Below are 13081 nucleotides of genomic sequence, written 5' to 3' on the forward strand. Positions count from 1 at the left end.
GCGCGATAAGGATCTGACATGAAAAACGAACTGCTGGAAGTTGTCATTGCAATGCGCGATTACATCGACGCGCTGCCGTCTGATGTTGTGTCACGTTTGCCTGCAATGCCAGGGTTCGACCGCGATTGGGCTAATGAAGTGATTGATGCGGCGCAGCGCGCTGAAATAAGCCAAACGATCAGCGCTCCGGGTGCTGTGGCGTTCCGTGAACAGATCGTGAAATATGTCGGCGGTCTGGGTAGCTCCGTTATCGCACAATCCGTGGTGGAAGCCATTTTGAGTGCAGCTAAGCGCTCCGAAGCGAAGGATGCCAAAGCATGAAAGCATTATCTATCCGACAGCCGTGGGCATGGCTTATCACTCACGGCCACAAGGACATCGAAAACCGCAGCTGGAACACCCACCAGCGCGGACCGGTGCTCATTCACGCCAGTGCGCAACTGGCATCCAAAGCCGACATGGAAAAGGCGCGGGAGATCCTGCGCGCCAAATATGGCGATTCCCTGATGCTGCCTGAAAGAAAGTATTTATCTTACGGCGCGATTGTCGGCGTAGCCACAATCACAGGCTGTGTCGAAGAGAGCGAATCTCCGTGGTTCTTCGGGCCGAAAGGCTTCACGCTGGCGGATGCCAAGACGCTGAAGCCAGTGTCTATTCGCGGCCGACTGAGCTTTTTCGAGACTGGCCTTCGTCCACATGCGGTATTCAGCTTGCTCGTACCTAATGAGCATACGGATGATACCGAAACCAAAGCAGCATGTTTGCAGGGGGAAAGGGCATGAAACTGTTTCCTATCAATTTCACCGACGAACAGGTACGGGCAATCCACAGCGGCCAGAAGGTGCAAACCCGCCAACTGATCAAAGAAATCTGCCTCGATACCTTCCCGGAATCCCTGACCAAACGCCAGCGCGCGCTGGTGGATAAGGTTTTGCCCCCCAAGTTTGGGCCGACGTTTTTCTGTCGTTTCGGGCATGTAGGCGATCGGTTGTGGGTCCGTGAAACCTATGGCGATTGCGGTGTGCGACTGGTCTATCGTGCAGACCTTGAAGATGGCTCAGCCAATAAAGTTAAACGCTGGTTTCCGGCGCAGCAAATGACGCAGTTTGAGTCGCGAATTACGCTGGAGATTACGGCGGTTCGTATTGAGCCCCTTCGCGACATCAGTGATGCCGATGCGCTGAGGGAAGGCTGTTCTATCAGGGATACCCGCAGCGGTGACTGCCTGGCCGATGTGTTCGCCCGTAAGTGGTCGGTTATCCACGGCGTTGACTGCTGGGAGGCCAATCCGATGGTTTGGGTGATCGACTTCAAAGTCGTGGAAGATGCCCGATGAGCCGCCTGGTTGTTGTGACTTTGCTGGAAGACGGCGGGGAAGAGCATGTTCACTTGCCCGTGGGGGATTTGGGCACGGGTGGCGGCTATACGACTCTGTGCGGCCTTGATGGTGGCCTGAGCGACACGGCGATGGAAACCAAACCCGCACCTCGTGGCGCAAAAGTTAACTGTCCCAATTGCTGGGCAATCTTCAATACCTGCCGTTCGTTCCGGGCAACTGACTTCGATTCGGCTGTAAAGCAGGAGTAATACCCCATGCAGGAAAAAGACATCGTTCACGAGAATGGAAAATTTTGGGTGTTGCGCGATAAAGATGCTTACTGCGTGATGAAGTCCGGTGTAACCCACTCCGAGGGGGATAGTGCTTATGCACTCACTGAAGATGGTCTGAGCATTGCGATCGCACGCTGCGACTATCTGGCTGGCCGGGCTGAAACGACAGAGCGAGTGGGCTTCGCCAAGACCCTGCATTTCTACATGACTGAAGCTTCTGCCTGGTTGTTGGAAGAGCGACGGGAATACATTCAGCGTGTGATCGTTAAAAAGCTGGTTGTCGGTCTGGCCGACATGGCGAAATGGTCGCCGGAGTGCGCTGCTGAGCCGGGTTCTGCTGAACTGAAGCAGATGTACTCCGAAGGGCTGGCTTTCTTCACTGAAAAGGGATTCCCTGCTAATGGGCAAAATTGACAAATACCAGATTCAAGACCTGAGCCGCCTCCGGAATGAAACCGGTGAGCTCGCGCGCTGGGTTATTCAGCTTCAGACAGACCTGGACACTGCGCGCCGTGAAAAGGCCTCTGTGGAGGCGGAACTATACAGGGCAACAGCGCCTATGCCGGTGGCGGAGTATCAATACCGGTATAGTTCTTCCGATCGCAGTATGTGGAGCGCCGGCACTCCATCCCTAACGAATCGCTGTACCAACGTATGCGGGCTATTCATACCGATGGTTCATACCAGTTCCGTGAGCTGTTTGAAAAGCCACATACCCTCTAATTGACGTAGCAAAACAGGAAATCGTAATGGCAATGACAGTAGAGCAGTTAAAAACGCGCGCTGCGGCATTTCGTCTGGAGGCGTTGCGCTGGGAAGACATGGGCTATTCCGAGCAAACGAAACGGCTGCGGGATAATGCTGATGCTTTGGAAGAGCTGGCCGAACTGAAGGAAGCGCCTCCATTGGGTTATGCCGAAAACGGCAAAGGCTTCATTTATCCGGCTGACCGTGCCGATCGCATTACAAACCCGGTGCCGGTGTTTGCCGCTCCACCAGCGCTGCATATTCCTGTCGGGTTTATGCTGGTACCGAAAAAACCGACCGACGAACAGCTGCGGGCGATGCTCGCAGTGCAGTGGCCTGCGATCTACCGTGAACACCTTCGCCACCCAGACAACGGGCCGAAGTCAGCGAAAAAGACTGAAGACGACATTGATGTCGCTACCCGTCAGTATGCTGCGGCGATGTGTGCTTCACCTGAGGCGGATCTGCCTACTGAAATCAAGCAGAGTTAAAAGCAATGTCAGTAATTCCCGGAAGGTGAACCCGGTGTTAGACTCAAAAATTCAAGCGTTAAAGTACCGTGTTCTATCTTTCTGAAAATTATTGGGGTTGTTAATCATGCCAATTGCAAAAGAGAAGCCAGCGGAAAATCCAATTCTCCAGGATCTGGATTTTTTCATTGAAGACCGTTCGGGTATTTGGGTCAAACAATGGAAGTCTGGCGGTGGGTGCTGTCCGGCCACTGATGAAGAAGTTGTGATGTGGAATTTGCTGGTAAAACTAACCGATCAGTAGATGTTGGCTTAAGCCACCCGCGCGCTGATGAAAGTCAACTTATACAAAAGGTAATGACGATGAAAGTAACTGAAACCAAGGTGATGAGCCTTGAGATCAGCGAGCTTCGGGACTTTGACCCGATCCGCGTGGTGACTGAAAACTACGGGCCTGGGCGTGGCCGAATCACGATAACGTGTGAGGGCAAGGCGTGGACAGGCTCCTGGTTCGCAATGAGCGACCGCTCCGTTGAGCAGTTTTTCTGTGACTGCGGCAATGATTACCTGGTCAATTGCATGGCCGGTAACGTGAGCAGCGAAATCGACAATGACAATGAGGCGAATATGCGTTTCATGTTCAGTGAAGTGCTGCGCCTGCGCCGGGAAGGGGAGTTATCCAAAGACCAAGCCCGTGTGTGCTGGGAGGAAATCGACGGATCTGACGATATCAAAAGCACAGTCTGTGCCTATTCTTCAGTGATCAGTGAGGTGCCATACTTCAGCACTGAACCGTGGTACCTGCCGTGGCCGACGGTGCCGAACCCAGTCTTTATCCGCCTGAATAGCATGTTTGACATCGTTCGGGCTGCACTGCAACAGCACCTGGCTTTGGCCGGGCAGTCAGAGGAAACGATAGCATGACCGAACGTGAGCAGTTTGCCAAAGATAACGCCATGTCGATGGACTTTGTGAATTGGTTCTTCGACAACAAAAAAGACAGCTGTGGCAACGTCTGGTTTATGATGGCTGCGGCCATGTGGGAAGGGTGGAAAGGGCGGGCGAGCCGAGAGGCTCAGGCAGTTCAAGTAACAGAACGGATGGCGCTCGACTTTCATCACGCCCTGACTGATGGCAGTATCGGCAACGACGAACTAGAAGAAATCAAGGTCGGTCTACGTGCTGCTCTATGCAATGTCGCCGTTCCACCAGCGCCAGCAGTGCCAGATGCTGTCGATTATTCAGATCTCGACACTACCAGCCAAGATAGAGAGGTTATCGAAGCTATTGCTGAGTGCAAAGGCTGGAACGCCTACCGCACCGCATTGCTTGCTCAGCCTGTAAGTAGCTGTTACACGTTAGCAGACGATGCCCGGCGCATGAATTGGCTGGTGGCGCATCATGTTGCGGTTAGAAAACCGCTTCGCTATGGAAGTGAGGCTATGTTCACAGCCCAAACCATAACCGATGAAGAGGATGATCATCACGCCACTAAGCTGCGAGAACAAATTGATGCAGCCATGAAGGCTGAAGCGGTCAAAGTACAAAAATAACACCTCTCCTTCTTTTTCCTACTTCCCCCAGAAAGTCCTGCTTATGAAGTGACCCCATTATGTCGGGCTTTTTTTAATCATTAACAGCTGATGACCTGTACGTGAGGATATCAAAATTCCCCTTATGTATAGTCAAATGATACTGAATCATATAGATAGGATCAAGTACTAAATGATACTATTTTAGTTGAATTAGGCGGGTATCATTAGGGAGTACTTAAATGATAATACTATACTACTTATAGTAATCTCTAGAATAAAGTTAATAAACAAAGAGTTAAAAATCTATTTTATTAGATAAAAATATAGATTATAATTTTAGAAAATTTAGTTATTTAAATATCATGTATTAATACTTTTGATAATAATTGATTTTTTTAAAAAGCACCTTTCGTGTATGAAACAGTTCAATTGTAATTAATAATAATTAATCTATTTCAGCTAAATTTATAGGTTGGCAGTAAGATGAAACTTGATAAAATTGATATACAAATCCTTAAACTTTTACAAGAAGATGGCCGCTTGAATAACGCAGAGATTGCCAAACGAGTCTTTTTATCTCCCCCCGCATGTTGGAAAAGATTAAAAATTTTAGAGCAAAGTGCCATTAAACACTACCAAGCAGTCATTGAACCTAAAAGCATTGGATATAATTTTTATGCATTTATGAATATTACATTAGATTTACATTCAGAAGAGTCAATGAAACGTTTTGAAAAAGAAATATTAAAAGTAGATAATGTTATTACTTGCCATAATATTTCTGGTAGATATGACTACCTTTTACAATTAGTGGTCAAAGATATGGATGATTTTCATCATGTATCAATGGAGAAGATTCGTTCTATTGGAAATATAAAAGAAATGAATACAAGTTTTGGTATTAGAGAAATTAAATCATTTAGAGGTTTACCAATATAACGTCGCCATTTTACAGACAACCTAATGATAATAGGTTGTCTATAATTTTATTTTATTACTGAAATTTAAACATCCTTATTTCATTCAAAAAGTTTCAAAAATGGAGATATACAAAGAAGTAAGCCAAAAAAAGCAATGTATATTGAAGAGTATTTTTTATACTTCTGTAATGAATCGACTTTATAGAACTAAATAAACTGGTATTAAACATGCTACAATCCCATACAGTGGACCCGCAAGTTGGAATACTAATAGAACTGGGAATTTTGTAGATACCCATATTGACAATGATAAGATAACAAAAATACCAATGAGAATATCTAATAATTTATTGCTTATTTTGTTATTTGGTATAAATCGAGATATTATATTTACAATGATTCCTTTTATTGATTCGTGTATACCTAAATATATACCTAAAAATGCAGTAATTAATGAAAAAATATTTAGTAATGTAGCCATTACTTTGACTGTAGATCCTGGTATTACTTGTGCTGCTATTGCTAGTGCCGAAATATTTTGCTCAAATGCAGATACTGCCTGTTCATAGCTTATTGAAAATGTGAATGAAAACGCATAAAAAAGAACACCAACCGCTAGCACAAAATATGCAATTCTATTAGTTCTTATCGCACGGTAAATTGCGATTTCTTTATTATTTTCTACTTTCCTATAAGCTATATTCATTGGATTTAAAATTTGGACAAATAAAATTGAATATAGTGTAAAAGGCAAAGTTAAAAAAACATCTCGTGTAAATGATAATAAATCAGGCATGGCTTTTATATTATCAAAATTCCAATGTGGTATCATGAAAAAACCTAGAATCAAAATTATTCCAAATTTTATAATAACCATTGGCCCTGAGATTTTAAATAATATTTTTTCTCCTTGGGAGGCAATGAACACTAATAATGATAATATTATTAATGGGAACCAAAATGAATCTGATAGTGTTTTGTTAGTTAATCCAAATGTTTTTAAATAAGATGCTCCATCATACGTTATTGCTAATGAATAACCGAGTATTCCTGTTAATAACATTAGAAAATATATAATGCCTAAAGCTATCCCCCAATTTTTTCCTAAATATTGAGTTATGATTCCAGTATAATTATCACACTCCTTTGTTTCTGATAATGTCCTTAGATAAAGGTTTTGTAAGAGATATATTGCAGGATACGAGAGTAATATAGAAAATAAAAATACCCACACTCCTTTAAGGCCAATCTGTATTGGCATTAGAACTATACCAGAACCAATTGCCATTCCAATACATAGAATAACCCAACCAAGGTCGTATGAAGTAAATGGTATTTTAGATTTATGATTATCTTTCATAATTTTCACTCACTTTAATATAGTGATAATAAAGAGGTCTTAATTCTATTTAATCCTTCAATTAATATTTCCCTAGGGCATGCTAAGTTTAATCTTATGAATCCATCTCCATTCCCCACAAACATATTACCACCTTCCAGTAAAACGCCAGATTTATTAGCGAAAAATAGCGATAATTTATCTTTATTGAAATAGCTTGGTAAGTATTCATTTATATCTATCCAAGCTAAATAAGTTGAGTCTGGAATTATAAAATTACATTTTGGGAAGTTTTCCATAAAAAATTCATGAGTTAATTTAAAATTATCATCTAAGTATTCTTTTAATTGCTCTAGCCAATCATCACAATCTTTATATGCTGATTTTGTTGCTATAATACTAAGTGGAGATATAAAATCATCATATAATTTTAACCATTCATGTCTTACTTTTTCATTTTTAATCAATAAGTTAGACATTAGATTCCCAGCTAAATTAAAAGTTTTGCTTGGTGCCATACAAGTTATTATTTTATCCTCATTAGGGAATAATTTAGCTAAAGGAACATGCTTTTTTCCCTTTCTTAGCAAATCGCAATGTATTTCATCAGAAATAATCCATACATTATTATCAAAACATATTTTTCCTATACTGATTAACTCCTCTTCAGTCCAGATATGCCCTGTAGGATTTTGTGGATTAGAGAGAATGAATAACCTTATATTTAGATCAACATTTGTTATTTTTTTTTCAAAATCGACTAAATCAATCTCATATTTTCCATTTACATATTTAAGATTAGAATAAATTACTTCTCTTGAATTGTAGTCACCAGCATTTTTAAATGGTGCATATGATGGGGTATGTATTAAAATTTTCTCGTTACTATCTATGATTAAAGGAATTATTCTATTTAATGCAGGGATAATCCCAGGAGATATAACTATTTCATTTCTATCTATCTCCCATTGATATTTTCTTTTACACCAGTTTTCAAATATTTGATAATATTCATCATTATAGACCTTAGTGTATCCTAGTATTTTTCGGTCCAATCTTTCTTTTAATGAATTCAATATTTCTGGAGGAGTTGAAAAATCCATATCAGCAACCCACATACGGATAAATTCATCATCATCAAAATTATATTTTGCGTTCTTATCATCTTTAAATATGTACTGCCTCCAACCATCATAATTTAGAGAATCTGTATCTTTCCTATCAATAATCTCATCAAAATTATATTTCATAATAACCTCTTTTATTAAATTTGATTTTTATCTCTTATTGAAATCTAGCATTTGCATACTAGCAATATCAGTAAGAAATTATCTATCTTTAATAATGTTAGCCCTGCTAACATAGGAAATTTAATTAATCTTTAGTGTTTTTTTGTTTAATAATATTCACTATTTTTATTATTTTAAAGTGAATCACAAGCTATAAAAAAAATAAGATTGACTAGTTATGAATAAATGATATTTTTAGAAGTTAACTTTTAAATTTACTTTGCTCTATTCATTGGTGTTAATATTCAGTTAATTTAACGTAAAAATACTCCCATTTTATCAATAGAAGATAAGTGTTACAATAACCTTTTGACTTTTATCTATTTTAAACCATATTAAAGATGAAATTTTTTGATATGCTGATTTTATAGCATCAATAGAAATGAATTTTTCATTGTGGATTATATCGAATATTTTGCATTTAAATTTTAATAATTATATTTCTATATGGTTTTTTATTTGAACTCAGTAAAGTATGTCTTAATGTTTTAACAGTGATAAGTATTTTAATAGAGTTAAATATATTGGGTTTTATAATGGATAAAATTTAAATGAATTCCTAGGCATGTGTTAAATTTAATTCTCGGATGTACTGAGTTACCTATATTACTTGATAATACAGTACTACCTGTTAAGTGTTTAGATACGGTAGATATACATATTAATAAATTACTATCTACTATAGATGTTCGAATAGATTTATAGATTGCACTAATAAATACAGTTTATTTATTTGTTTTTCCTCTATTAAACACTGAATTAGTTTCATCAGTTTTATTAACCCCCATTAATACTAATTAATTTAATCTCCAAAGTGGATATTTAATTCTTTAACAATAGCAAGATGAATTATATACTCCACTTTGTTAAAGTATAGATATATTAAATATATTGTTTAAAATTCATTACCAAAATTTACTATTTATGTATACTGAACTTTTACTTCAATGATATAAAAAGCTCATCATTTTTTACTTCAGTAAGGGATTACTTTAAGTATTCATAAAATCAGTATATTCCCCCTGACCCAAAATAATTCGAGTACTAAAGGCAAGTAACTTTGTCGCGAGAACACAGTGAACTTCAGTTTTGTACTTATCATAACGCTACCATATCAGTACTGGAGCCTGATATAATCATGTAATATTCATGTAAAACTAAACTCATTAGCATGTGAGTATGAATTGTAATTCATTGTAATAACTAATTTTTTTGGATTAGGATCCAGTACTGATAGTACTCGAAGATGAGTAACCAGTACTGAAAGGTTAGGTGCTAATATAGTACCTAACCTTTATTTTCAATGTGTTATGTGAATATTCGCGTGCTGATGGTAAAAACTTAGCTATGTTGGAACAACATGGCTAAGTTCGGTCAATTGCTTCTTTCATCAGAAAAATAGGCTCTTTCCCTCTATATACGCTATCAGTCATACTACTACTACTGTGACCAAGTATGCTAAACCTTATATGGTCGGGAAGGTCTGATATATCTCTTAGCCTATCACTCATAGCGTATCGATAGTCATGTGGGCTATGCTTTTCATCTATTTTTTTAAATAGGTTTGCTACAGCATTAGATACTGGATTATGAACAGCCCATGGAAATACAGGCTTCTCATCCATAATTCCGCTTTGAAGTAAATTTTTATGAATTGGTATAGTTCTTATACTACTTGAATTTTTAATCCTCTTACCATCCCTATCATTAACACTTATACAAGCTATCTTTTGTCCTTTATCCGCAATGTATACATAATCCTGCTCTGTTAGCTGTATACATTCGGTCACTCTCATACCTGTGTAATATAGTACCTGTATAAGCCACCACAGATGAGATTTGTGCTCTATAAGTTCAAGTACTTTTTTGTGTGATTCAGTGGATACTGAGATTCTAGGGTTAATTTTTTTAATCTTCTTATATCCCATATTACTAAAAGGATTTTTAGTAATATAATCCCTTTTATCAGCGGCAAAGCTAAAAAGAGCTGATACTTTCTTAAACATGGATTGGCTAGAGAATTCAGACTTATACTTATTCTTTAAAGCCTTTTTAAAACTAGCTACCTTTGGTTTGTTAAATGATTGAATATCTTTATCACCATATAGGCTAATTAAATAATCAATCGCAGCCTTGTTACCTTTAAATGTTAATGGCCTCCATTCAGATTTCATTTCGTTGTACCACTCATCAGCAACTTGGCTAATTTTATGCCCTTTAGCTTGAAAGCGGCTATCATTCTGCTGTCTACTAGGTAAATTCCCGCTATTAATCCAATAAATGTAGTTTGCCTCTAAATGAATCCCTTCTTCGATGAACATATCTCGTTCATTAATTAAATGTGCTCTGATCTCATCAAAATCAGTGCATTCTTTTTTTAATCGATGAAAAGTACTAAGTAGAATTTTTGAACGTTTATGAGCGATTTGTAGATCTCTAGTTCTCAAGTCAAATCGAATTAGCTTTCCTACATATGACTTTTGCCAAATATAATAACCACGAGAATTACATGAAATATACATGAAATGTACATGTGCCATTGGTGCCCCTTGAATTACCATCAGCACGCGAATATTCACATAACACATTGAAAATAAAGGTTAGGTACTATATTAGCACCTAACCTTTCAGTACTGGTTACTCATCTTCGAGACGGATTTGGTCGAAATATACGGCCTGCGCATGTTTGCATGCTACTTTCACGAGTACGCGCATGTTTGCAAGGATAAGGAAATTGGCTCATTTTATTCCATTAACCGACTAGACCATCTTCGGGCGCTGGTAGCGCATGAGCTCGCGCATTTTTTCCAATTCAATACTGCATCGAAAAACTATAATCAACACGATGCAAAGCAGCATCTACCGCGCCTGGATTACCGTACACCACACGGGGAAGGGTGGCAGTTCATTTACCGTTACCTGAAAATGCCCCTCAATTTGCGACTGAATTAATTACTATTTTAATTATTAACATTGTACCATTGCTTCAAAGTATGTATTCCTGAGTTTTGGAGAGTAAATGTATTTAATAATGACGGTCCTATTTATGATCGCAGCGATATTTTCCTTCGCAAAAACAATGAAAGTTGTGCTAGAAGAAGCGAGCCTTGACAAGGAAAAACGTATAGCAGCTATCGGACAAGTAAAATTGACTTGGCTATTCTATGTTCCGGCTTTCTTCTTGCTCCTTGCTCCATTCATCAAATCATTGATGGATGCAGGCTCTGAACAGGTGGACCAATCAGGCTCCAATTTACCTGTATGGCTTTTCCTGGCTGGTGGCCTGTACTTGCTGTTTGGTGCCGCGCTTTTATTACGCAAAGCCATGAAAGAAAAAACTCTCGGACAGATAGGCACTATCCTTAATATCCAGATCCTTCTGTGGGTCGGCCTTTACAGCACATTTGCGGCCTATGACCACTTGAAGTTTGCAGATGAACATTTTGGGATAATGAGCACCCGCCTGATTGAGATCGGTGGTGTGAAAGATGTCACTTGCGAGCAAGAACTGATGTTGGTTAACTTCACTGAAGGTCAAACGACTCCAATGCAATGGCGGTGCCCTACAGGTTTCTCTTTGCTGAACAAAACAAATCGTCCTTTCGTTCCTTGGCCGGATTACACCGAAGGTGAAAGCGAGCAGCTTGCCGCTGCAATGAACAAAATCATGACGGAAGCGAAAGCCAACTCACAGTAACGGAACTCTCCAACCAAAGGCCAGCAATACTGGCTTTTTTTACGCCCATTTCCCATCGATAAAAAAACAATCGAAAAAAGACTATTTTTTTCCGCATTTGCTATTCGTCACCGGTACACGCCGTGTTTAACTGGATTCAGAAGTAAGCACAAACACGTAAACAACCAATAACAATTTGCGGAGTAACTATCATGACTATCAACGTACAACAAATCTTCCAAGCTTCCCGTGACAACGAGCTGATGGGCAATCTGGGCGCTATCATGCGTCAGATGGACAAGGCCCCATCCACGCTGCGTGGTCTGAGCGACTTCGTATCCAAAGAGCGCAAAACAGCTGCAAACAGCGCGCTGTTTGAAGAGCTGAACGTTGGTCGAAACAACGTGTACGCGGTCAGCGTCTCATGGTTGTACGTTGAAGAAGGCCTGAACCTGCGTGAGGTTGATGTAGAGCGCGCAGAGATGTTCAAGAACGCCTACCTGAACCACCCGAGCAGCGTCCCGGCTATCCGCGTTAAAGTGGTTGTTGTGAACGGTGTGACTCGCCTGAAAATCATCGACGGTCACCACCGCTTCACCGGCCTGATGGCCGCTATCGCTGAAGGTGCAGTATTTGAAAAGCTGATCATTGAAGAGTTCGAAGGCGGTAAGGACGAAGAAGTCTTCAACATGATCGAAAGCGCCAACACCAAGCACCTGAAGATGATTGAGCGCGCTGAAGGTTTCCGCCGTCTGGTTGATTGGGGCCACGAAATCGACTCTATCGCTCGTCGTCTGGGTCTGTCCGGCGTAACCGTTCGTCGCAGCCTGATCCTGGCTAAAGCCGAAGAGCGCATTAAAAAATTGGTACGAGACGATAAAGTGTCCGGTGATGTTGCGATTGACGTGATCACTGATTGCCAAGGCACCGACCGTGACGCTTTCGACATCCTGATGGCTTCTCTGGCTAAAGCCGAGCAAGCAGGTAAAAACCGCGTCACCGCGCGCTATGTGTCTTCGCCGAAGAAAGCCAAGGTGAAACCAAAAGTCGTGCGCAAAACCTTCGAAAGCCTGTTGCCGACGTTGGATCAGCTGCGCTCGCAGATCCCTCCCGCACCAACGGCTGAGCACGAAAACCAGATTGAAATCGCTGAGACCGTGCCGGAAGAAGTGGTGCTGCGTCTGTCCCCTGAAGTTGCCCGCCAGCTGATGGCAGCGCTGAGCGATGTAGAAGCGGCCAAGCTGGAAGAGGAAGCCGAACAGGCGGCGAAAGAAGCTGCTGAGGCTGAAAACGAAGGCAATGAAGAAGCCACTGAGGCTCATGACGGTGAAGGCGAGGGCAATGAAGAAGCCACTGAGGCTCATGACGGTGAAGGCGAGGGCGACGCTGAGGCATAAACCAACGCGCTGTCTTCGCAAGATTAGGCCGGTTCTCCGGCCTTTTTTATCTCACTTCACTACACCGCCCGTGCCGTTCAATAAAAAAATAACGTCA

14 protein-coding genes and 1 pseudogene are annotated in these 13081 nt (G+C 40.9%); 12 read left to right on the forward strand and 3 right to left on the reverse strand.

What is annotated here, in order from left to right; translation table 11 throughout:
• Positions 1 to 18: 18 nt before the first annotated feature.
• The 10 genes from P3L44_RS21860 to P3L44_RS21905 all read left to right on the forward strand — a co-directional run bounded on the left by P3L44_RS21860 (position 19) and on the right by P3L44_RS21905 (position 5302).
• Positions 19 to 321: a hypothetical protein gene (locus tag P3L44_RS21860; RefSeq protein ID WP_042847133.1), complete on the forward strand. Its 303-nt coding sequence runs from the start codon at positions 19 to 21 to the stop codon at positions 319 to 321.
• Positions 318 to 782: an ASCH domain-containing protein gene (locus P3L44_RS21865; protein ID WP_052219369.1), complete on the forward strand. Its 465-nt coding sequence runs from the start codon at positions 318 to 320 to the stop codon at positions 780 to 782. The genes P3L44_RS21860 and P3L44_RS21865 overlap by 4 nt, the downstream gene beginning before the upstream one ends.
• Complete coding sequence (locus P3L44_RS21870) at positions 779 to 1336, forward strand: hypothetical protein (RefSeq protein ID WP_042847132.1); 558 nt, start codon at positions 779 to 781, stop codon at positions 1334 to 1336. Before P3L44_RS21865 ends, P3L44_RS21870 begins: the two co-directional genes overlap by 4 nt.
• Complete coding sequence (locus P3L44_RS21875) at positions 1333 to 1587, forward strand: hypothetical protein (RefSeq protein ID WP_042847130.1); 255 nt, start codon at positions 1333 to 1335, stop codon at positions 1585 to 1587. Before P3L44_RS21870 ends, P3L44_RS21875 begins: the two co-directional genes overlap by 4 nt.
• A gap of 6 nt (positions 1588 to 1593) precedes the next feature.
• Positions 1594 to 2025 (forward strand): hypothetical protein, encoded by a 432-nt coding sequence (locus P3L44_RS21880; RefSeq protein WP_042847127.1) that lies wholly within the window; start codon positions 1594 to 1596, stop codon positions 2023 to 2025.
• 335 nt (positions 2026 to 2360) lie between these two features.
• Positions 2361 to 2849, forward strand: a complete 489-nt coding sequence (locus tag P3L44_RS21885; RefSeq protein ID WP_042847123.1) for a hypothetical protein — start codon at positions 2361 to 2363, stop codon at positions 2847 to 2849.
• A gap of 106 nt (positions 2850 to 2955) precedes the next feature.
• Entirely contained in the window at positions 2956 to 3132 is a 177-nt protein-coding gene (locus P3L44_RS21890; RefSeq protein WP_162762197.1) for a hypothetical protein, read from the forward strand.
• Between the two features lie 59 nt (positions 3133 to 3191).
• Complete coding sequence (locus P3L44_RS21895) at positions 3192 to 3752, forward strand: hypothetical protein (RefSeq protein ID WP_052219368.1); 561 nt, start codon at positions 3192 to 3194, stop codon at positions 3750 to 3752.
• The gene (locus P3L44_RS21900) at positions 3749 to 4381 is read left to right on the forward strand and encodes a hypothetical protein (protein ID WP_052219367.1); all 633 of its coding nucleotides are present in this window, start codon (positions 3749 to 3751) and stop codon (positions 4379 to 4381) included. Before P3L44_RS21895 ends, P3L44_RS21900 begins: the two co-directional genes overlap by 4 nt.
• 465 nt (positions 4382 to 4846) lie before the next feature.
• On the forward strand, positions 4847 to 5302 hold the full coding sequence (locus tag P3L44_RS21905; RefSeq protein WP_237072372.1) for an Lrp/AsnC family transcriptional regulator: 456 nt from the start codon (positions 4847 to 4849) through the stop codon (positions 5300 to 5302).
• An 80-nt stretch (positions 5303 to 5382) separates the two neighbouring features.
• On the opposite strand, the pseudogene P3L44_RS21910 reads toward P3L44_RS21905, so the two are convergent.
• From P3L44_RS21910 to P3L44_RS21920, 3 genes and pseudogenes are all read right to left on the reverse strand, one after another.
• Positions 5383 to 6643, reverse strand: a pseudogene (locus P3L44_RS21910) (amino acid permease).
• Positions 6644 to 6657: 14 nt separating this feature from the next.
• Positions 6658 to 7872 (reverse strand): MalY/PatB family protein, encoded by a 1215-nt coding sequence (locus tag P3L44_RS21915; protein ID WP_237072373.1) that lies wholly within the window; start codon positions 7870 to 7872, stop codon positions 6658 to 6660.
• Between the two features lie 1403 nt (positions 7873 to 9275).
• The gene (locus P3L44_RS21920; RefSeq protein ID WP_237072374.1) at positions 9276 to 10451 is read right to left on the reverse strand and encodes a tyrosine-type recombinase/integrase; all 1176 of its coding nucleotides are present in this window, start codon (positions 10449 to 10451) and stop codon (positions 9276 to 9278) included.
• 506 nt (positions 10452 to 10957) lie between these two features.
• Here P3L44_RS21920 and P3L44_RS21925 point away from each other — a divergent pair.
• Both P3L44_RS21925 and P3L44_RS21930 read left to right on the forward strand, forming a co-directional pair.
• Positions 10958 to 11608, forward strand: a complete 651-nt coding sequence (locus P3L44_RS21925; protein ID WP_206086752.1) for a hypothetical protein — start codon at positions 10958 to 10960, stop codon at positions 11606 to 11608.
• Between the two features lie 191 nt (positions 11609 to 11799).
• Positions 11800 to 12984, forward strand: coding sequence for a ParB/RepB/Spo0J family partition protein (locus P3L44_RS21930; RefSeq protein WP_237072375.1), 1185 nt, complete (start codon positions 11800 to 11802; stop codon positions 12982 to 12984).
• Positions 12985 to 13081 lie beyond the last annotated feature (97 nt).

This window comes from Providencia sp. PROV175, from assembly GCF_032707045.1.
In the GTDB taxonomy this organism is placed as follows: Bacteria; Pseudomonadota; Gammaproteobacteria; order Enterobacterales; family Enterobacteriaceae; genus Providencia; species Providencia hangzhouensis.

Coding starts and splice junctions, on each gene's coding strand:
- P3L44_RS21860 (WP_042847133.1), top strand. CDS start 19: ATGAAAAACGAACTGCTGGAAGTTGTCATTGCAATGCGCGATTACATC.
- P3L44_RS21865 (WP_052219369.1), top strand. CDS start 318: ATGAAAGCATTATCTATCCGACAGCCGTGGGCATGGCTTATCACTCAC.
- P3L44_RS21870 (WP_042847132.1), top strand. CDS start 779: ATGAAACTGTTTCCTATCAATTTCACCGACGAACAGGTACGGGCAATC.
- P3L44_RS21875 (WP_042847130.1), top strand. CDS start 1,333: ATGAGCCGCCTGGTTGTTGTGACTTTGCTGGAAGACGGCGGGGAAGAG.
- P3L44_RS21880 (WP_042847127.1), top strand. CDS start 1,594: ATGCAGGAAAAAGACATCGTTCACGAGAATGGAAAATTTTGGGTGTTG.
- P3L44_RS21885 (WP_042847123.1), top strand. CDS start 2,361: ATGGCAATGACAGTAGAGCAGTTAAAAACGCGCGCTGCGGCATTTCGT.
- P3L44_RS21890 (WP_162762197.1), top strand. CDS start 2,956: ATGCCAATTGCAAAAGAGAAGCCAGCGGAAAATCCAATTCTCCAGGAT.
- P3L44_RS21895 (WP_052219368.1), top strand. CDS start 3,192: ATGAAAGTAACTGAAACCAAGGTGATGAGCCTTGAGATCAGCGAGCTT.
- P3L44_RS21900 (WP_052219367.1), top strand. CDS start 3,749: ATGACCGAACGTGAGCAGTTTGCCAAAGATAACGCCATGTCGATGGAC.
- P3L44_RS21905 (WP_237072372.1), top strand. CDS start 4,847: ATGAAACTTGATAAAATTGATATACAAATCCTTAAACTTTTACAAGAA.
- P3L44_RS21915 (WP_237072373.1), bottom strand. CDS start 7,872: ATGAAATATAATTTTGATGAGATTATTGATAGGAAAGATACAGATTCT.
- P3L44_RS21920 (WP_237072374.1), bottom strand. CDS start 10,451: ATGGCACATGTACATTTCATGTATATTTCATGTAATTCTCGTGGTTAT.
- P3L44_RS21925 (WP_206086752.1), top strand. CDS start 10,958: ATGATCGCAGCGATATTTTCCTTCGCAAAAACAATGAAAGTTGTGCTA.
- P3L44_RS21930 (WP_237072375.1), top strand. CDS start 11,800: ATGACTATCAACGTACAACAAATCTTCCAAGCTTCCCGTGACAACGAG.